The 21,121-nt window shown below is 46.0% G+C and carries 13 protein-coding genes; 12 read left to right on the forward strand and 1 reads right to left on the reverse strand.

Annotated features, from left to right (window positions below; genetic code table 11):
- Positions 1-1,237: IS256 family transposase (locus GX466_03855; GenBank protein NLH93339.1), on the reverse strand; the 1,237-nt coding region annotated here is incomplete at its 3' end.
- Between the two features lie 398 nt (positions 1,238-1,635).
- On the opposite strand from GX466_03855, the gene GX466_03860 reads away from it, so the two are divergent.
- From GX466_03860 to GX466_03915, 12 genes are all read left to right on the forward strand, one after another.
- Positions 1,636-2,304: a hypothetical protein gene (locus tag GX466_03860; GenBank protein ID NLH93340.1), complete on the forward strand. Its 669-nt coding sequence runs from the start codon at positions 1,636-1,638 to the stop codon at positions 2,302-2,304.
- Between the two features lie 11 nt (positions 2,305-2,315).
- Positions 2,316-4,139: an ATP-binding protein gene (locus tag GX466_03865; protein ID NLH93341.1), complete on the forward strand. Its 1,824-nt coding sequence runs from the start codon at positions 2,316-2,318 to the stop codon at positions 4,137-4,139.
- A gap of 8 nt (positions 4,140-4,147) precedes the next feature.
- The gene (locus GX466_03870; protein ID NLH93342.1) at positions 4,148-5,644 is read left to right on the forward strand and encodes a hypothetical protein; all 1,497 of its coding nucleotides are present in this window, start codon (positions 4,148-4,150) and stop codon (positions 5,642-5,644) included.
- Between the two features lie 7 nt (positions 5,645-5,651).
- Positions 5,652-6,530: a hypothetical protein gene (locus tag GX466_03875; GenBank protein NLH93343.1), complete on the forward strand. Its 879-nt coding sequence runs from the start codon at positions 5,652-5,654 to the stop codon at positions 6,528-6,530.
- A gap of 8 nt (positions 6,531-6,538) precedes the next feature.
- Entirely contained in the window at positions 6,539-7,345 is an 807-nt protein-coding gene (locus GX466_03880; GenBank protein NLH93344.1) for a sel1 repeat family protein, read from the forward strand.
- Between the two features lie 29 nt (positions 7,346-7,374).
- Positions 7,375-8,742 (forward strand): PHP domain-containing protein, encoded by a 1,368-nt coding sequence (locus GX466_03885; GenBank protein ID NLH93345.1) that lies wholly within the window; start codon positions 7,375-7,377, stop codon positions 8,740-8,742.
- Between the two features lie 26 nt (positions 8,743-8,768).
- On the forward strand, positions 8,769-9,596 hold the full coding sequence (locus GX466_03890; protein ID NLH93346.1) for a hypothetical protein: 828 nt from the start codon (positions 8,769-8,771) through the stop codon (positions 9,594-9,596).
- A 72-nt stretch (positions 9,597-9,668) separates the two neighbouring features.
- On the forward strand, positions 9,669-10,391 hold the full coding sequence (locus tag GX466_03895) for a hypothetical protein (GenBank protein NLH93347.1): 723 nt from the start codon (positions 9,669-9,671) through the stop codon (positions 10,389-10,391).
- A 279-nt stretch (positions 10,392-10,670) separates the two neighbouring features.
- Complete coding sequence (locus GX466_03900) at positions 10,671-14,192, forward strand: DUF3883 domain-containing protein (GenBank protein ID NLH93348.1); 3,522 nt, start codon at positions 10,671-10,673, stop codon at positions 14,190-14,192.
- Positions 14,189-15,217, forward strand: a complete 1,029-nt coding sequence (locus GX466_03905) for a virulence RhuM family protein (protein ID NLH93349.1) — start codon at positions 14,189-14,191, stop codon at positions 15,215-15,217. Before GX466_03900 ends, GX466_03905 begins: the two co-directional genes overlap by 4 nt.
- Positions 15,214-18,072 (forward strand): DUF1156 domain-containing protein, encoded by a 2,859-nt coding sequence (locus GX466_03910; protein ID NLH93350.1) that lies wholly within the window; start codon positions 15,214-15,216, stop codon positions 18,070-18,072. Before GX466_03905 ends, GX466_03910 begins: the two co-directional genes overlap by 4 nt.
- 187 nt (positions 18,073-18,259) lie before the next feature.
- Positions 18,260-21,097 carry an ATP-binding protein gene (locus GX466_03915; protein ID NLH93351.1) on the forward strand — a complete coding sequence of 946 codons (2,838 nt, stop codon included), beginning with the start codon at positions 18,260-18,262 and terminating at the stop codon, positions 21,095-21,097.
- Positions 21,098-21,121: the final 24 nt, after the last annotated feature.

Below are 21,121 nucleotides of genomic sequence, written 5' to 3' on the forward strand. Positions count from 1 at the left end.
AGGGCTCCAGCCCGTCGCGCGTTGCCTCAAATGGTATGGGCTTTTTCATGGTGTCTTTGATTCTTTCCATTGGTTCCGAAAGATATAGCTTCCCGCTTATCCAGTCCTCCGAATAGCCTTGCAGGATCGCACCAAACAGCCGCAGGCAACTCTTTTCATCAGGGAATATCCGGATGCATTTCTCTCTGCGTCTGAGCTCCTCATTCAAGCGCTCCAGCGAATTGGTACACTTGATTCTGCTCCAATGTGCTGCAGGGAAATCAAGATAGACCGATATCTCATGGTAAGTGCTATCCAGCCAATCCAATAGATTGTCTTTGCCTTTAGACTGGGCTGCCCTGTTAAGCTCTTTCCAGGCCAATTCAAAGGACTCTTTAGTCCGGGAACCTACCAGGTCTTTTGTTAGCGGCAGCAGCCACAGCAAATCAGTCTTGGATACTTTGCTCTGAGCATTTCGCATCCAGTGGACAATACAGCGTTGTCTGAGCTGTCCCGGGAAACACTCCTCTATTGACTTGATCAGTCCATCATGTTCATCGCTGATCCAAAGTTCCGACCTCTCAAGACCACGAGCCTTTAAGCTTTGCAGAAAGCCTTTCCAGTTATAGTAGCTTTCACGATTCCCCAGGTGAAGACCCAGCACATCACGATGCCCATCCTCTCTAACCCCAATCGCTATCAACACTGCTGTAGAATTAACCCTGCCCTCAGTTCTGATCTTGGTGTAGATCGCGTCCAGCCAGATATACGCGTAGCGACTATCAAGCTGTCTATTCTTCCATATCTCCACTTCTTCATCGATCTGAGCAGCGCAGCGGCTGACAAAGCTGCGATCTATGTTTTCCAAACCCAAGTCCACAAACAACTTGTTCATCTTTCGAGTAGAAACTCCGGCAAAGTAGGCCTCGCTGACAATACTGATCAAAGCCCTGTCCACCCGCTGGTATTGTTCCAAAATCGAAGGGTAGAAGTTGCCGCTACGGAGCTTCGGAATACTCACGCTTATAGGCCCCAATCCTGTGCTGAGAGGCTCTTTACGCTCACGGTAGCCATTGCGGTAGTTAGTCCTACTTTCCACTCGCTGATAAGGCTCTGCTCCCAATCTGGCGGTGAGCTCAGCATCAATGATACTCTGAATGCCGCTTTCCAACACCTTAACAAAGTCTCCCGGTAAAACTGTGCGAAATAACTTGACCAATTCAGCTCTTTCATCTTTCTTTCTCTTCGGTTGAGTCATGATCTTCTCCTTGTTCTTTAGTTATTGGATTAAAACCATCAAAACAATGAGTGGGATCCGGCTCAACCTTTTTCTTCATCTGGCTGACTCCAATTTACACCAACCTTTGAGACACTACCTCTCATCTTTTCAATCCGGTCAAGTATCTTTTGTTATCACGATTGCGATTATTCATTTAGTGAGTTATTTGGGACTCCACATTATGACTAATAAACTATTATATACATGAGGTTGTGGAAGGTGAATCATCGGTTAAGGCATGAAATTTTGCCATCCATATCTGCTTGTTATGCAATATAGATAGACATTGCAGGGTAGATTGTTAATGAGAGTTGAAGTAAAATTCTCATTGACAGGTATAACATAATATTATTACGTGACCTCCAAGAGGTAATAAGATGATAAATGATCTAAAACTTGATAAGTTGAGCGTGATCGGAAGAGCCGCGGAGGCATATGCTATTGGGGATTTATCCGAGGTAAAACAAAGAGCTGAGCGCTTATATCTGGGTAAACGTTTTCCCTTCGTGATCAGCAGAGAATATCCTTATCCCCTGCATTTGTTCAGTCCGCGCCTTTCTGCGATGCTTGAGGGTGTTGCCAGCTATCCGGATGCTCAGAAAATATGGGAACTAATCACCGCCAGGGAGAACATCATCAAGATGATCTCGGTTACTGAGATAAAAAGAACTGCGGCAGAGATCCTGGGCCCCCTGTTTCAGAATAAATACTCTGATAATAAGGATAGAGTAATGCCCCGTAAACAGATGATCGGCTATATGATCAAGATTGTAATGGAGTGTTTCGGTTTCACAACATCTCGTGGCAGGATGCAAATCGACACTACCAGAGGACCTGATGACTCTGCTCGCAGAGCTAATTACTTTAAATCAGCAACCCGCTACGCAAAAATGACAATAGACGAGCGAGATGTTTTACTTGAACAAATAGGGAATGCGGACGTGAAGAGGCATTTTCTGGCTATCACTGATCTGATATTAGCCGGACGGACCGAGTATCAGAAAATATACAACATTCATGGCTTAACAAACTGGGATTCATTATAGGGGGTAGATGAATGAAGATCGAGGGTATAGAACCAGTAGAAATCCTGCACAAGCTGATTGAATTGAAAGCACCGGAGCAAGTCTTTGACCAAGATGATCAGATAGATTCAACTCAAGCTCAAGACATGGCTCCCATAGCAAAGCCCAAGGCGAAGCTACTAAACAAACATATACACCAGTTGATAAAGCATCCCCTGTTTGAGAGCTACAGCCTCACGAAGCAAGATGTGATGGTGATAGCCGATCTTTGGCAGTTTCATCTCGAACTGCCTGGCAGGAGTAGTAGCTGGGCTGGCATCTGCGCCAGTGCCAAGATTAGGCGTTATCAAGTGACTGCATGCCTGAAATACGTTACCGGGCTCTTAGAACGCAATATCATCTGCTTTGATGAGAGGATTGAGGGGAACTACTATCTTAACCCTATGATCCTGCAATCTGCCGAATACACTCTCAGCAAAGACCTCATCCTGAGGATATTGGGAAGGGATATAAGAGAAGACCTGGAACTGATCATAAAAGAAAGCTGGCAGGATGATAAGGACTTCATGAGTGACTTGAGACTGGTTTTTAATCTCTGCTACAATAGCTTTGGCGAATTGGGCAGCAGGTCTCCTATACTGGAGTATCCGATTCTATCGGCTTGCTTGCATCTGCTCAAAGACAGAATACTGGCTGCTCCTGACACCCTGGGCATAAAAGAACTCATACGCCAACATAGCCTAAGCGAAGACCAGTTGTACATCGTACTTTTGGTTATGTATCACCAACTATGTTGTGATGACAGAATAACGGAGGCTGATCTGGCTCTCTCCCTGGCCCCAGATCCCAGATTCAGGTGGCTACAGCAACAACTCCTTAGCGATGATTCCGTCTTGATATCTTCTGGGCTTATCAGCAGAGAACAACGCTTCCACCGAGCCCAGGTAAACACTATAGGTATTCCGCATGAAACACTTAAAACGCTGGGCTATAGGTCAAAAACCTCTGAAGATGTGGCGATAAAGCTTAGCCCATACTTTCAAAAGTGTCAGCCCAAGCAGACTCTGGGTGATGTGATAATTCCCGAATCGGATAAGCAGCTGATTTCCCAAATAATCACAAAGTGCAAGTCTTATAAACGCAGAGACCTGGAAAAATGGGGATTGATGGTTGAAAGCAGTAAACAAGGTGTAGTGCTTTTGCTCTATGGTGCTCCCGGAACCGGCAAGACTTATACGGCAGGAGCAATAGCCAAAGAGCTTCGTAAAGACTTGATCACGCTCAATGTGCCAGAACTGCGAAACAAGTATTATGGTGAAACCGAGAAGTTGATTAAGAAAGCTTTTAGCGAGATGCGGGAGATGGCTTCAAAGGACAGCAATGCGCCTGTGTTCCTACTCAACGAAGCTGATCAACTGATCCATGAAAGAATAGCCAGCACTTCAACCTGCAGCACAATTGAGAATTCAATCCAGAGCATCATTCTGGAGGAATTGGAGACCTTTCCTGGCATCCTGATCCTCACCACAAACCTTGAGTCCAACCTCGATGAGGCCTTCTTTCGCCGCTTTGATCTCAAGTTCAGATTCAGACTACCGGACATTGAAAGCAGGCGAAAACTGTGGAGTATGTATCTGAGGAAAGAGATTCCAGGATCAGCGGATATCGATGTTGAGCAATTGGCGCAGAAATATCAGTTCAGCGGTGCACAGATCGCACTAGTGGTGCAAAACGCCTGTGTTGAAGCGATTGGTCGGACAGGTAAATCCAAGCGTCTCAGCCAGCATGATCTTCTGAAATACGCAGATCTGGAACAGCCTTGGGCAAATCAAGTGAATAAAAGCATAGGGTTTTAGGAGGTAAAATGAAACCTGAAAGAACGATAAATCGGAAAATGGTGGAAGCTGCCCTGATCATGAAACAGATCAATGGCGAGATGATTCAAACCATCCCACATGGCGTGGATCTGAAACATGTGTATTGTGCAAACTTTGCACACAGCGTGATAGACGGCATCACTACTGAAATGTTCTGCTGCGATCTCATCCGTGGAGATGGAGGAGAACTGAGCAATTCATCAGGATCTGCCCCAAAATTCAATTCAATCTCATCCTCAGCATCACTAGCGGTTAGCACATTTGCACCATGGAAAACCCGCCTGAGTGAGCTAATAGTTGATCTCGGAACTAAGCAAATGACGGGTTTTGACAAATTGGAATTTGAGCATATTGCCCACACTGCCATCCCCAAAGCTAAGAAGCATCCAAATCTGGATGTTTGGTTAGAATCTGATGATGCAATTCTTGCTATTGAGTGTAAGTTTTGCGAGTATCTGGGCGAGAGAACCGAGAAAGCAAGTCTTCACCCAGCATACAAGAGACTTGCTGCAACTATGGATCGAAATAATCCTTGGGTGAAGGCTATTGATCATGTTACAAACGAAAAGGGCGAATGTAAATACAGGTTCTTTGATGCTGTCCAAATCATCCGTCACTACTTCGGTGTGCTGAACTCCGGGCAGAAAGAGAAGCATCTGCTGTATCTATATTGGCATCCGGAAAACGAAGATTGGATGGATATCCACCCCTTTGATCTGCATATGAAAGAGCTGAAAGAGTTTTCGGATCTTGTCTCACAAGCGACTGATGTGCATTTTCACTTCTTGAGCTTTAATGAATTATGGGAGCAGTGGTCTAGGATGGAAAGCCCTGAGGTGCAAAAACACTGTAGGAATCTAAAAACAAAGTACTTAGTTAAACTAAATGAATACTCAATGGAGGATAAAATGGTTCCGAGAAATGAAAAATTCCGATTATTCACGATGCACGGGGTAGTCCAGCCCCCGATAGGTGATGAAGAGAGAATTAGAAACGGGTTGTATATGGCAGGATCGCTTAACTTAGCTTTAGCTAGAGGATTTACCAGAAAAATCAGACTAGCAGCCTACGAAATGCCTTTGGCAACCAATACTAAAAGTGGAAACAGGATCGATTTGTTTGGTTATGATAAGGATCACAATCCATACATTATTGAGTTGAAAACCGGTGATGCTAGGGATGAAATACCTGAAGTAATCGCGCAGATCAATCGGTATGAATCAATGCTGATTCCGATCTTGAATGATGTTGAAAAAGCAATAAAAGAACAGCTATTTCTCGATGAGTTTAAACTTACTCGAGACATTAAGAAAATCGTGCTAGCACCGGCAAATTATTACACAAAGCATGATTGGGAGCCATATAAGAATGAAGAAATACTTCTCTGTTATCTTCGTAAAGACAAGGATGTAGATGCCCTTGCAGACAAAGTCAATGGAGAGGAAGGCATCACGGTATACGTGTACAACAAACCAGCTAAGTGAGGTTGATATGATATCCAATAGTGAATTTAATCGAAGGGTAAAGGCGGTCTCCAAAGCAAGAGATAAACGGATTAGCCTGATTGAATCCAGGCTCAAGGATTTAACCGGGCTAAGGCTAGCCAATAAGCACAAATATCAATACCTATGTAACGAAAACTTCGATGAAACACCTATTAAGAGAAGTGGAAAAGAAACCATCGTTGTGTTTCCTACTGATCTAATAGAGAACGATTTGAGAACTGATGATCAATTTCAAGTATGGACTTTCATTCTAGGCAGAATTGGAACTGGCAATGTATTCGAGAAAGGCATAGAATTCGAAAGCAAGGAACTTAGTGGTAAGGCCCAAGCCCAATTAGAGGCTATTCAAAAAGAAGTGCTACGTTTAGATGATGGAGATTTTGGCATCTCTGACATTCTCGGAGTTTTCTCATACACTGAACACATGATTAAGCTTTACGCTCAGGTGATCGCCTATCACTCTATTCTGCTTTGCGTTGAAGCTGAAGATTTGGCTTTTGTGGTTCTGGCTCATGAACTTGCCCATGCTTACACCATGGCCGGGTATGATATAAATGGGTACAGAGGACAAATATTGGATCAACCCGGGCAGAGGTATAAATATGTAGTTGAGGGCTTGGCGCAATATTATACAGAAGCAGTTTGTCATCAATTGGCGGGAAAGCAAGCCCAATTCAAAGCAGCTTTCGAGGCTCTTCTATCGAATCAAAGAGATCCTTATACATGGCATAAGCAATGGTTTGGTGGAAAACAATCTCACGAAAGAATCCGACCTCTATTGCTAAGTTATCGGGATCATTTAGACTCAGAGTATTTCAAAAATCACTTGAATATAAGTATTGAATTGCTTAGGTCAATTCCCTAGGAAAATCCATGAATAGGATAGATGAGATAATATCGGCAGCCAATTCCGGTAATGCAGACTCCCAAAACCAGTTAGGAGATGCTTACTACGATGGTATCGGAGTAGAGCAGGATTACATACAAGCATTAGAATGGTATCTCCGAGCAGCTAAACAGGGGCATGGTATAGCTCAGTATAACGTAGCCTATGCTTATGCCAATGGAATTGGAACTCAGAAGAACACATCTGAAGCTATCAAATGGTTCGGTAAATCAGCAGACCAGGGAGTAGCTCTGGCTCTATATGTTCTGGCAAAGATGCTAATCGATGGTCAGTTCATAGAACAGGACATAACTAAGGGTCTGGATTTGCTGCAAAAAGCCTCAGATCAGGGACTAGACCTTGCACATTATGACCTTGGTACCATATTCCTTGAGGGCAGGATTGTTGTGCCCGATGTGAACAAAGGAATAAGCTTTCTGGTCCTCTCGGCCGAGCAAGGAAACAAAGATGCTCAATACAATCTCGGCTTGGTCTATTTTAGTCTACCTGAGCCTGACTATGCTTCTGCCGAGAAATACCTTCGAGAAGCATCATTCAACGGCCATTTCAAAGCAATGTTCGAGTTATCGAGACTTTACGCCATTAGCACGAGAGACTACAGGCATGGCCTATTGTGGGCAATCGTAGCCTTAGAATACTGTGAAAAACAAGATGAACAGAGAATCACTCGGATCAAGAACAACTTGGAAAGTAAGCTAAGCACTGCCGAGTGTGACGCAGTCTCTTTTGAGGCAAGGAACATAATAGCAACATTGGACGCAAGTCTTAGTTGATTATGTCGAGAATCGATTCAGGAGGATAGATGAGTTTTGTTCACTTACACACTCACAGCGAGTATAGCTGGCTGGATGGAGCCTGTACAATCGATGATCTGGTGCAGAGAGCGGTGCAGTATAAAATGCCGGCTGTGGCGATCACGGATCGCAATAGTGTGGCTGGGGCTTCCCGCTTATGGCATCAGTGCATCAAGGCAGGCATCAAGCCGATCATCGGTCTGGAGATAGCAGTTCAAAATGATCTTGGAGACGGCAGGGTCTTTTCTGTGATCCTGCTAGCCAAGAACGGCTCCGGCTATGAGAATCTCTGCCGTCTGATTACTCAGGCTCATGAACATGATCCGCAAGCTCCCAAGATCACGAAAAGGCAGTTAAGGGAGCATTCCCAGAATCTGATCTGCCTTTCCTTCAGTGTGGTAGGAGAGATTTGCACCTTGCTTCTGGAAGGAAAAGACGAACAGGCAAGGCAGGTTTCGGATTGGTATTATGAGGTTTTTGGCGAAGATTACTTTTACGAGATCCAGAACCACGGGCTACCATCTGAAGCGGTGGCCATGAATAAACTGCTGAATCTGGCTTATCAAACCAAGATACCTGTGGTTCTCACCAATGACTGTCACTATATGGATCGTAGTGACTCCCTCGCCATCGATTCCCTGAATTGCATCAGAAAGGGCTTGGATTTCGCTCATCCTGAAGCCAAACGCTTTGCTTGCAATGAGTACTACTTCAAGTCCCCCAAGGAGATGAAAGCGCTAAAAGGATTTCCACCTGAGCTTACAAAGAACACCCTGGAAATTGCCGATAAAATCGATGTAACAGATGGCTATATACCTATTGCTGAGATCGATTTATCAGCTCCCAGGGTGGTTGGTTTGCTAAGCAGTTACTCTCCCACATTGAGGATCAAATTCAAGCCCCGTAGCAGGCACATAACGGTCTCTTTGATGGATCATAAGTCTGCAGATGTGTTGGAGCATCTTCGCCAGCAACTTCTCGATTATGATCTTGTTCACTTTACTGAGTATGATCCCTGGACGCCAAGAAGTATCTATTCCGAAGTTCTGAAAACAATGAAAGTGCCGGAAGAGAAGATAAAGGAACTTTGTGGATCGATCCCGGCTGGGGCAAAGACCCTACGTGAAGCCATCTTGATGAATGTAGATTTCTCGTGCCTTTCCAGCGAGGACTACATGTGTTCGTTAGCAGCAGAGATAGGCGATACCTTGATCAATACCTTCAAAGAAGAAATAACATCAAGACACAATTACGCTTTGATCCCGAAGGGCATACCGGTTCCGGTTGTTCAGGATATTGACGGGCAGCCACGATGCCAGTATGATATCAGGCGTATGGAAGAGGCAGGATTTGTTACCATTGAAATGCAACCATAACCATAATAGATACCAAGGAGATTGACATGTCCGAAAATTCTAAGAGGATGAAGGGCAGCAGGTATAGATGCTTACTTGCTACTGAGTTGGAGTCGGGAAAAGCACGTAAACTTTTGGAGGATATTTGTCGGCCGTTGCAAGTAGAGATTACAGCCGAAGATGAGTACTTCCCGAAGGGATTCTCATGTCCAAAAGAACTTATTCTTACAAGCCAGGTAGCGAAGCCTTTCTTTGATAAACACTTTCCAGATCTCGGCTTTGAACATGTAAAAACCATTGTCAAAGATGAGTGGTGGTTGAAACCAAAGCTAGGCGGAAATACCCCTAATTGGGATATAGTTAGTTCTTGTACACTAAACAATCAAGCAAAAGCTCTTATCATTGTAGAAGCTAAAGCTCACATAAGCGAGTTGGATAGTGCCGGCAAAACGTTAAAAAAAGGAGCAAATGATAATAGTACTGCAAATCATCAAAGCATTGAGAAAGCAATAATCGATGCTAATGATGGTCTTAACGCTGCTTATACCTCCAAAGGCTTTGCTATTAGCATCAACCAATGCTATCAGTTGTCTAATCGTTTTGCCTTTGCCTGGAAACTCGCTTCTCTAGGAATACCCGTGATATTGATGTATCTTGGCTTCATCAATGCCAAGGAAATGGGAGACTATTTTCAAGATGATGAAGTCTGGATGATCAATCTGCTAGCGCATTCAAGGGGAATCATCCCAGAAGCAGCTTGGAACGGATCTCCAATTATGGTTGGCAGTACTCCAATTTACCCAATTTACAGAGCTGCTGACATCCAAGCAACACCAACTATCGTTAAGATTTATCCGCCAAAGGATGCGGAATGATGAGAACTATCGTCCCGCAATATCTATTCTGCGATTGAATCTGTCATCAAGGTTAGTAATAATGAGGAGACTATGATACCAATCACATTCTTGTCCCACGCTTGCGATATTCTCGCAGACACAAATGCAGGTTTGACCGGTTCAAATATTGCAGAATACTGCGCAGCATACGCTGTAGACTACAACGTTGATATACCTTATGGTACCTATCCTTTTTTCGATAGTCCAAACAAGCGAACGGCACTCCTAAAAAATCTCCAGGCTTTCAAGCCAGAGCAACAATACGTAATTATCAAAGAGTTGTGTGAACTAGATAAGTGGTCTGATGATCCGAAGATCAAAGACTTGAAGATCAAACTAATATCAAGATATGGCGGTTTGTTTCAGGGTTCTGAGTGCATCAACGAGATACTGATTGAAGAAACCAAGCACTGGCTGGAACCTTATGCAAAGTCAAAGCAAAACTACTTGTATGCCTTGGACAAATTCAATAATGGCGTGTTTCTTAGGAATTCTCTTGATGACCTAAGGCTGTCTCTTGAATTGCTACTGCAAGAAATCTTTGGAAATTCTAAGTCATTGGAGAACCAAATCAATGAAGTTGGGTCAATGGTTATCTCGAAGGGAGGATCGAAAGAATTCGCCAATATGTTTCAGAAACTCGTGGAGTACTATACCAAGTATCAAAACACCTATATCAAGCATGACGACAGGGTCATGGAGCTTGAGATTGAGTTTATTTTTGAGCTCACATCGTCTTTCATGAAGCATTTTGTTAGGCTATCTGATCGCTAAAAAACATAGTTTGGTAATGTATTCATCATCGGAGAATCGCTGGTCTGGATCAGAAACCAATATCTAACACAATTCAAAGTTCAATGAGAATCAAACACGGATGATCCTTTCTGCTAGGATGGGAAAGGATTTTCTCATTGACAGAAGAAGCTAATATGATTGTTTGACTTTTGGCGTGGAATGGCCGAAATTAATGATGCGACTAAACGCTTGAAAGAGGCAACTGATCAGACCTTGAGAGTGTTAGGCGGATCATCTAGTTCTTTTTAAGGAATCAGGATGATGAGATTAGAAGACATTAAGGCAGGAGCCCTGATTCAGGGCATTGAACCGGGGGAAGTAGTGCGCATTGTTACCAGTGAACCTATTGGTGGAGATGCATACACCGTTTATTATAAGAAAAGCGATAGTTCTCTTCGAGAGCGCTTGATATATCGTTCTGATGAGGAAAACCTTTCCATTGCAGTGGCTGGTAGGCCCTGGACATTCGATGCTCCTGGCGCTGAGTTCAAGCTCGCAGTAGAAGCAAACCGGATTAACCTGGCATATCTGTTTGATCCTATGATGGCTGTTCACACATCCAATGTTGAGCCCCTCCCGCATCAGATCACAGCAGTTTACGAATCACTGCTTCCCAGGCAACCCCTGCGTTATATACTTGCTGATGATCCGGGAGCAGGGAAAACTATAATGGCAGGACTGTATATGAGGGAACTCATCATGCGGGCTGATGCCAGGCGAATACTGGTTATTGCTCCGGGTTCCTTGGTAGAACAGTGGCAGGATGAAATGTACGAGAAGTTCGGCCTTGATTTCTGTATTTTCTCACGTGATTTACAACAGCAATCCAGGGGCGGTAATCCCTTTGAAGACTATGACTATATGATAGCCAGGATCGACATGATCTCCCGTGACGAGGATCTAGTTGAGAAGATCAAACAAAGCTACTGGGACCTGGTGGTAATAGACGAAGCTCACAAATGCTCAGCCTCCTGGTTCGGCAATGAACTCAAGAAAACAAAACGCTACAGGCTGGCTGAAGAAGTGGGCGCTACCACCCAGCACCTCTTGCTGATGACAGCTACTCCCCACAAGGGCAAGGATGAGGACTTCCAAACCTTTCTTGCTTTGCTCGATTCTGATCGTTTCTATGGGAAAACCAGAGACAGCGCTCATTCGATTGATATCTCGGATCTCCTGCGCCGTATGGTGAAGGAAGATCTCCTCAAATTCGATGGCACCCGCCTTTTCCCAGAGAGGAAGGCTTATTCTGTGACCTATAAGCTGTCTGATCCCGAGGCAGAGCTATATCTTGCTGTCACAGAGTATGTGCGGGAAGAAATGAACAAAGCTGATCGTCTGACCGGGAAACAAAAAAACACTGTCGGCTTTGCCCTCACCATCCTGCAAAGGCGCCTCGCATCCAGCCCTGAGGCTATATACCAATCTCTGAAAAGAAGATTGGACAAGCTCAATCGCAGGCTGGAGGAAGAAAAGCTCATTCAGAGAGGCGAACTGATCAGACAGCAAAAAGAAAAAAGAATTGAGCTGCCGGATGATTTTGATGATGAGGACTGGGATACTGAAGAACGGGAAGAAAATGAAGAAGAGCTGGTGGACAGCGCTACCACAGCTCAGACCATCCAGGAACTGGAATCAGAGACCAATACCCTCAAGCGTCTCAATGAACAGGCCAAAGCACTACGTGACTCAGGCTTTGACCGTAAATGGGAAGAGCTTTCCAGTCTATTTGAGAATAACCCGCATTTTAGGGATGCCAATGGCAGTTTTCGCAAGTTGATCATTTTTACTGAGCATCGTGACACCTTGAATTACCTGTATGAGCGGCTCAGTGGCTTACTTGGCAGCCAGGAGGCGATCATCACCATCCATGGCGGCATTAAAAGAGAGGAAAGGCGTAAAGCCCAGGAGCAATTTAAAAACCATCCCCGAGTCAGGATACTCCTCGCCACCGATGCTGCCGGTGAAGGCGTAAACCTTCAGAATGCCAACCTGATGGTTAATTATGACTTGCCCTGGAATCCCAACCGGATCGAGCAACGCTTTGGACGTATTCACCGCATCGGCCAGACTGAGGTTTGCCATCTCTGGAATATGGTGGCGGATGAGACCCGGGAAGGTGACGTGTTTCAAACCCTCTTCACCAAGCTGGAAGCCCAAAGAGCCGCCTTGGGCGGCAGAGTTTTTGATATTCTGGGAGACGTATTTGAAGAAACAAGCCTCAAAGACCTGCTGATCGAAGCGATCCGCTATGGGGATGACCCTGAGGTCAGGTCCAGGCTGTTTCAAGTGGTGGAAGGCGTTCTCGATACCGAGCACATCAGAGAGATCATCAGCCGCAATGCCCTGTGTGAAGAGGTTATCGATGAAAACCGTCTCTTTGCCGTGAAAGCCGAAATGGAGAAAGCTGAAGCACGAAAACTCCAGCCCTATTTCATTAAATCCTTTTTCTTGCAGGCTTTCAGCCAGTTAAAAGGCAACATTCGCCAGGTCCGTAGCGAGGGCGAGCGTTGGGAAATCTCCTATGTTCCGGCCCAGATTCGTGAACGGGACCGCCAGATTTCAGGCCGTAACCGCAGAAACATCAATCCGGTCACTCAGAAATACGAACGCATCTGTTTCGATAAACCCTTTGTGAGATTGCCCAACCGGGAAGCACCCATGGCCAGTTTCATCCATCCTGGGCACCCGCTGATGATGTCGATCACAGATATCATGCTGGAGGATCACCGCAACAAGCTGAGACAGGGAGCAATTCTTGTAGCCCCTCATGATGATAGCATAGATCCCAAAGCCATGCTGATCATAGAACACTCAGTAAAAGAAGGGGTCAACCGGGATAGGTGCATCTCACGTCGTTTGCAGTTTGTCCAAATCGATGAACAGGGAGCGATCAGCAACGCGGGGTGGGCACCCCATCTAGATCTGGAGCCCATTTCAGATAGTGACTTCATTCTGATAAAACATCTGCTGGCAGCCCAGTGGGTTTCATCCGAACTGGAAAGCCAGGCTCTGGCGTATGCCACCACCTACCTTGCCCCGGAGCATTTTTCGGAAGTGATGCATCGGAGGGAAAGACAGGTCACCAAGACCCTTGAAGCTGTTCATCAGAGGCTGGTGACCCAGATCAACTATTGGTCCGACCGCAAGATCAAGCTTCAGGATGACCAGGCTGCGGGTAAAAAGACCCGGATCAACATCGATAATGTCAGCCGCATCATCGATGAGCTGGATAACCGCCTCAAATCCCGCACCAAAGAGCTCAACGAGATGCGCCATGTAGTCTCGGAGACTCCGGTCGTGATCGGAGGCGCGCTGATCATCCCTGCTGGTTTACTGGCACAATTGAACGGGGAGGACACCTGGACCGCAGATGCCGAAGCCAGGAAGCAGATCGAGCTAAAAGCCATGCAGGTTGTGATGGACCACGAAAAGTCAAATGGTTGTGAAGTTTTTGATGTCTCTGACCTCAATTGCGGCTGGGACGTCACCAGCATCCCAGCTCCCATAGATGGTAAAATGCCGGAAACCAGGCACATTGAGGTAAAAGGCCGGGTAAAAGGCCAAAGCACCATCACCGTTACCAGAAATGAGATCCTGTATGGGCTAAACCAGGCTGACAAATTCATCTTAGCACTGGTGATTGTTGATGGAGATAGTTATGAGGGGCCATACTACATTCGTAAACCCTTCACTCAAGAACCTGACTGGGCTGTAACCAGCATCAATCTCGATATCGCCAGTTTACTCAAGAAAGCATCAAAAAAGGAGGGATTATGAAGAAGGAACTTAAAACAGCGGAACCAAGATTCCTGATCTACACCAATCAGGATGGAAGCGTACACATTGAAACCAAGCTATTGGATGAAACCATCTGGCTGAGTCAAAAGCAACTGGCAGAGTTGTATCAGACCACTGTTGCTAACATCAATATCCATATTCGCAACATCCTCACAGAGGGTGAGCTAGAGCCAGACGCAGTTATTAAGGATTTTTTAATAACTGCCTCCGATGGTAAAAGCTACCATACCATGCACTACAATCTCGATATGGTTATCAGTGTGGGATATAGGATCAAATCCCAGATCGCCACACGATTCCGCATCTGGGCTACTGAGCGGCTCAAGGAATACCTGATCAAGGGTTTCACCATGAATGATGAACTGCTCAAAGAGGCCGGAGGCGGTTCCTATTTTGATGAACTTCTGGCCCGGATCAGGGATATCCGCTCCTCAGAAAAAGTCTTCTGGCGCAAGGTCCTGGATATCTATGCTACCAGCATAGACTATGATCCCAGGTCAGATCTATCGCGTGAGTTTTTCAAGGTCATCCAAAACAAGATGCACTGGGCGAGTCATGGCCATACTGCCGCCGAGATCATCTATCAGCGGGCTGATGCCGGCAAAGCCAATATGGGGCTCACCAACTGGCCGGGAACCCAGCTCCGTAAGGCAGATACTGAAATAGCAAAGAACTACCTGAACCAAGAAGAACTGGATCTCCTGAACAGAATTGTGAGCATGTATCTGGACTTCGCCGAGCTTCAAGCCCTGAACAGAACTCCGATGTACATGAAAGATTGGATATCCAAGCTGGATGAGTTCCTGAAGCTAAGCGGCAGGGATATTCTCGTGCATGCCGGCTCCATCGCCCACGAAGACGCGATCCAGAAAGCCCGGCTGGAATATGAAAAATGGCATCATGAGCAGCTTTCAGAGCCGACCGCAGCAGAAAAGCACTTTGTGGAAGCCCTGCAGGAAGTAAAACAGATTACTAAACAGTTCAAGCCCAAGAGAAAGAAATGAGTGAATATAAAATAAAAGCCCCCAGAAAGCTTATCGAAGTGGCCCTGCCCCTCAAAGAGATCAATGAAGCCTGTGTTCGTGAAAAATCCATACGCCATGGTCATCCCTCCACCTTGCATCTATACTGGGCAAGGCGTCCTCTGGCTGCCGCCAGGGCGGTGCTCTTTGCTCAATTGGTCAATGACCCCGGCTGGGATGAAGAACTGCAGATAGGCTACAAGCGCAAAGCGGATGCCAACCGCAAGCGGGAAGAGCTGTTTGAGATCATCCGGGAACTGGTGAAGTGGGAGAATACCAACAACGAGATAGTGCTGGAGAAAGCCCGGGCTGAGATCCGTAAAAGCTGGAAAGTAACCTGCGAACTGAACAAAGACCATCCCCAGGCTGCAGAGCTCTTCAATCCCGATAAGTTGCCAGCCTTCCACGATCCCTTTACCGGAGGCGGCTCCATCCCGCTGGAAGCCCAACGCCTGGGATTGGAGGCATGGGCTAGTGACCTGAACCCTGTGGCAGTGCTTATCAACAAGGCCATGATCGAGATTCCACCCAAGTTTGTGGGACACCGTCCCATCGGTCCCATTCCCAAACGTGACGATCAGACAACAACCAATAACTACACTTGGCCAGGCTTGACCGGCCTGGCTGAAGACGTGCGTCGTTGGGGACATTGGGTGCGGGAAGAAGCCTACAAGCGCATCGGGCACCTCTATCCCCCCATCAAAATCACACCCGAGATGGTTTCCGAACGCCCTGATCTGGCCCCTTACAGGGGAAAGAAGCTTACTGTGATCGCGTATATATGGGCAAGGACAGTGAAAAGCCCCAATCCCTTATACTCCCATGTGGATGTGCCGCTTACATCCACTTTTCTGTTATCTGACAAGAAGGGGAAAGAGGCCTGGATCGAACCAATAATTGATGAAGATAAATACCAGTTCAAAGTCCGTGTTGGCATGCCGAGTGATCTTGAGACAGTTAAGAAAGGCACCAAGGCAGCAGGTAGATCATCAAACTTCATTTGCATTCTCTCGAATACTCCAATTGATGGGAATTACATCAAGGCTGAAGGACAAGCAGGGAGAATGGGGTCTAAACTGATGGCGATCGTATGTGAAGGGAATAACTCCCGTGTTTATCTATCCCCTGATGCGTATCAGGAGAAACTTGCCAATTCTGCGGTTCCCACCTGGAGACCTGAACAAGAATTAGTTGGGAAAAGTGCTGATCAACTTCCCCTTTATGGCATGAAGACGTATGGAGACATTTTCTCCAACAGACAACTTAGTGCTCTGAACTGCTTTTATAATATTATCTCTGAAATTGGCAATAACGGTTTTAATGTCAACGAAAGCCAGAAATATAGAGCGACTATCGCATTATACCTTTGTTTTGGAGTAGACAAATGCACAGACTATTGGTCAACCGCCTGCAGTTGGCACATCAGTAAATCTCTTATTAGAAATACATTTGGAAGACAAGCCATTGCTATGGTATGGGATTATGTAGAGGCTAATCCTTTTTCTAGTTCTTCTGGGAATTGGTTATCGATGATAAGTTGGGTTTGGAAAGCGATGAATTCTTTTGCTATAACGATCAAAGGACACGGAGAAGTCGCTGACGCTAGCACACAAAACATATCACAAGACAAGATCGTTTCAACTGATCCCCCCTACTATGATAACATAATGTACGCAGATCTATCAGATTTCTTCTACGTTTGGCAGAGACCTGTGTTAAAACATATCTATCCTAATCTGTTCAAAACAATAAATACTCCAAAAGACAAAGAGCTTGTTGCGTCTCCATATAGGCATGCATCTAAAGTTGAAGCGGAAAATTACTTCTTGTATGGGATGATTGAAGCTATGAGAAATATATTTGTTCAGTCTCATAGAGGCTATCCAGCAACGATTTACTATGCATTCAAACAATCAGATACAACAAACTCAGGAAGTTCATCTACAGGATGGGTTACGTTCTTGGAAGCTGTTATTAATTCTGATCTTGCTATTGTGGGAACTTGGCCAATTAGAACTGAGCTTGTTAATAAAGTAAGTGGGATCGGCAGTAATATGCTTGCGTCGTCGATTATTTTGGTCTGTAGAAAGAGAAAGGTTGATTCAGAATCAATAAACCGAAAGGACTTCTTGAAAGAGCTTAATCAAAATGTCCCAGAAGCCCTGGATACAATGATCAATGGAAGTGAAACATCAAGCCCAATTGCTCCAGTTGACCTCGCTCAAGCGGCCATAGGACCGGGCATGGCAGTATTTTCCAAGTATAAGTCCATTCTAGAGGCTGATGGTTCTACAATGACTGTCCGCACTGCCCTCATTCTTATCAATAAAGCCATTGACGACTATTTCAAGGAATTGGAGGGTGATTGGGACAGTGATACCTGTTTCTGTCTGCAATGGTTCAGCGAGTATGGCTGGCGTGAAGGTGTATATGGTGAAGCAGATGTTCTGGCCAGAGCCAAAGGTGTTTCAGTTGAAGGCGTCAGAGATAGCGGTGTCTTGGCAGCCGCAGGTGGAAAGGTTAAGTTGCTGAGGCCAATAGAATATCCCGATACCTGGAATCCCGCCAAAGACAGCCGCATGCCAGTCTGGGAGGTTTTACATCATCTCATCCGTCTGCATCAAACCAGGGGAGAATCCGCAGCCGCAGAGATCGTTAAAGCTATCCCCCATATTTGCGAAACAGCCCGCCAACTGGCTTTCCTGCTCTATACCACTTGCGAACGCAAAGGCTGGGCTGAAGATGCGCGTCCTTACAACGATCTGGTTACAGCCTGGCTCTCCATCGAAAAGCAAGCACGTGCAGATGAGGGTGGTCAAATTGAGGCTGAGTTCTAGGACTGAGGAGTTATCATGCTGAGAATAGTAAATCTGCTTTCCAGGGAAGAGGGCACAACTAAGCTGCCTGGATTGAACTCGGAACAAATCAACTTCCGAGAGCTTCCGAGTTGTTTGCCAAGCATGGTAAACTCATTGATATGAATAATCTTGCGAATATGGGAACGCTGCAAAAGCATCAGGAGATATTATGATAAAAGCATGGCGAGACATTGCAATTCCTCATCAAGACGTACTGAAAGGCACCTTCAAACAATCAGAATTTGCCGCAGACCTGTCCCAGGTTCACCTGGGCAAAGCCAGCGAAGAATACCAAAACCCGGCTCTGTTCTATCAAAGAACATACATAACTGAAGGTATGAGGCTGCTGTTGACCTCTGTGATCCAGAGGCTAAGCGGCAAGGGCGGCGAGCCGGTGATCCAATTGCAGACTGCCTTTGGAGGTGGCAAGACCCATACCATGCTGGCTGTTTATCATCTAGCCAAAGGTGAGCTAGCTGCTTCAGAGTTGCAGGGGGTCTCTCCCATTATTGATGCTGCGGGTGTAACTGAGCTACCTAAGGCGAAAATCGTGGTGATCGATGGCAACCAGCTATCTCCAGGAGATGTGAAAAAACGCGGCAATACAAGTGTAAACACATTGTGGGGCGAACTCGCCTGGCAGCTTGGCGGCCCTGAAGCTTATGAAATGGTCAAACAATCTGATCTCAATGGTACTTCCCCCGGCAAGGAGATTCTAATACCCCTGATCAGCAAGTATGCCCCCTGCGTGATCCTAGTCGATGAGCTGGTGGCCTATGTTAGGCAATTTGCATCTGGGAAAAGTCTTCCTGGCGGCAGTTATGACTCAAACCTGTCCTTTATGCAGGCTCTGATGGAGTCGCTGAAAGTGGTGCCAAATGCGATCATGTTGGCTTCCTTGCCGGAGTCGGACAAGGAAGCTGGCAGTCAGCTGGGGATCAATGCCCTGGCAGCTTTGAAAAGCTACTTCGGCAGAGTGCAGGCTATTTGGACTCCCGTGGCAACAGAGGAAGCCTTTGAAATAGTTAAACGCAGGCTGTTCAAAGAAATATCAGATAGGAATGGGATGGAAGAAACTTGCCGTACTTTCACTGACTTCTATCTGGAAAAGAAGGACAGCTTTCCCGACGAAACCCAGGAAACCCGATACTATCAGAGGATGCTGCAGGCCTATCCCATTCATCCGGAGATCTTTGACCGGCTTTATGACGATTGGTCAAGCCTGGAAAGCTTCCAGAGAACCAGGGGTGTATTGAAACTGATGGCCAAGGTAATCCATAAACTCTGGACAGACAACAACAAAGACCCCCTGATTATGCCGGGTAACCTGCCCCTTTATGATGCCGATGTCCGTAATGAGGTGGTTTATTATCTTCCTCAAGGATGGGACCCTGTGCTGGAAAAGGATGTGGACGGTTCAAGGTCGGAACCTCATTTGATCGAGAATGCGGAAGCCAGGTTTGGCCAGGTTCAGGCTTGCAGGAAACTGACCCGCACCATCTTCCTGGGCAGCGCACCTCATGCGGTCTCCCTGCATGCTGCTAAAACCTCAAGAGGTATTGAGTATAAGCGTATCCTGTTGGGCTCTGTGATGCCGGACCAGGTAATTGGTTTGTTTAGCGATGCCATGAACAGGCTGGTTGATAAACTGCACTATCTGAGCAATGCGGATAAAAAGCAATTCTGGTTCGATACCCGGCCTAACCTCAGACGAGAGATGGAGGATCGCAAACGTCGTTTTAATGATAAGGATGATGTGATCCCGGTAATTAAGGACCAATTGCAGAAAGTACTGAGCAATGGTGTATTCGAAGCAGTGCACGTTTTCACACGCAGCGAAGACATCCCTGATGACTATTCTCTCAGGCTGGTTTTGCTGCCTCCTGATGCGTATTATCTGCGCTCCGGGGGAAGTTTCGCTATGGAAGGCATCTCAGATTATGAAGGTGCGAAACATATCCTCACTCATCGGGGTGAACAACCAAGACTGAGACAGAATCGCTTAATCTTCCTGGCTGCTGATGGTGAATACCAAGGAAAACTTAAAGACCAGATCCTGACCCTATTGGCTTGGGATTCGATTCTTAAGGATATCCAGATGCTGAAGCTCAACCTCGATGTGTACCAGACAAGGCAGGCAAAAGCGGGAAAAGAAGATGCCGAAAAGGCAGTTAAGCATCTGATTCGTGATACCTATCGGTGGCTTCTGATCCCTGATCAGGGTAACGCACCCGGAGATAGATTTGAGGCACTTTCCATCAATGCTGCAGCTCAGAATTTAACTGCTGAGGTCGAGAAGGTCCTCAAGGAAAACGAACACCTGATTACTGGGTGGGCTCCCATCCATCTCAGCAATTTGCTCAAGAAATGGTTCTGGAAGGATGGTACCCATCATATGAAAGCCCAGGATGTCTGGCATAGCATGTGTTGCTATCTGTATATGCCCCGTTTGAGCAGCAATAGTGTATTCCAGGCTGCTATAAGCGCAGGCGCATCAAGCCAGGAGTTCTTTGGCTTTGCCTATGGATATGATAACGATCAGTATATAGGATTCACGTTTGGTAACTCAACCGCTCCTATCTATGATAGCTCACTGCTCCTTATCGATCCTGGGATTGCCGCAGAGCATAAGCAAAAAACAGCAGAAGGTGACACACTAGTTGGAAAAGGAGATGGCTCTACACCCGGAGCTGGTACTGGAGGCCAGGGTACTCCTGGTAGTCAGGGTGGACCCGGTACTGGAGGCACTACACCACCACCTACCCAACCTAAGACCAGATTACACTATTATGGACGTAAAGAACTCGATGCAACCAGGGCCAAGACAGACTTTGCCACTATCATAGATGAGATCGTGATGCATCTGATCAAGAAACCAGCAGTATCTGCATCAATCCAGATAGAAATCAAAGCAGATAACCTGGAAGGCTTCGATGAAGCCACTCAGCGCACCATCAAAGAGAATAGCAACACACTCAAGTTTGACCTGAGTGAGTTTGAGTAGAACATGCTACGCGCGTAGTAAATA

This window comes from Candidatus Cloacimonadota bacterium (genome assembly GCA_012516855.1).
Taxonomy (GTDB): Bacteria; Cloacimonadota; Cloacimonadia; order Cloacimonadales; family Cloacimonadaceae; genus Syntrophosphaera.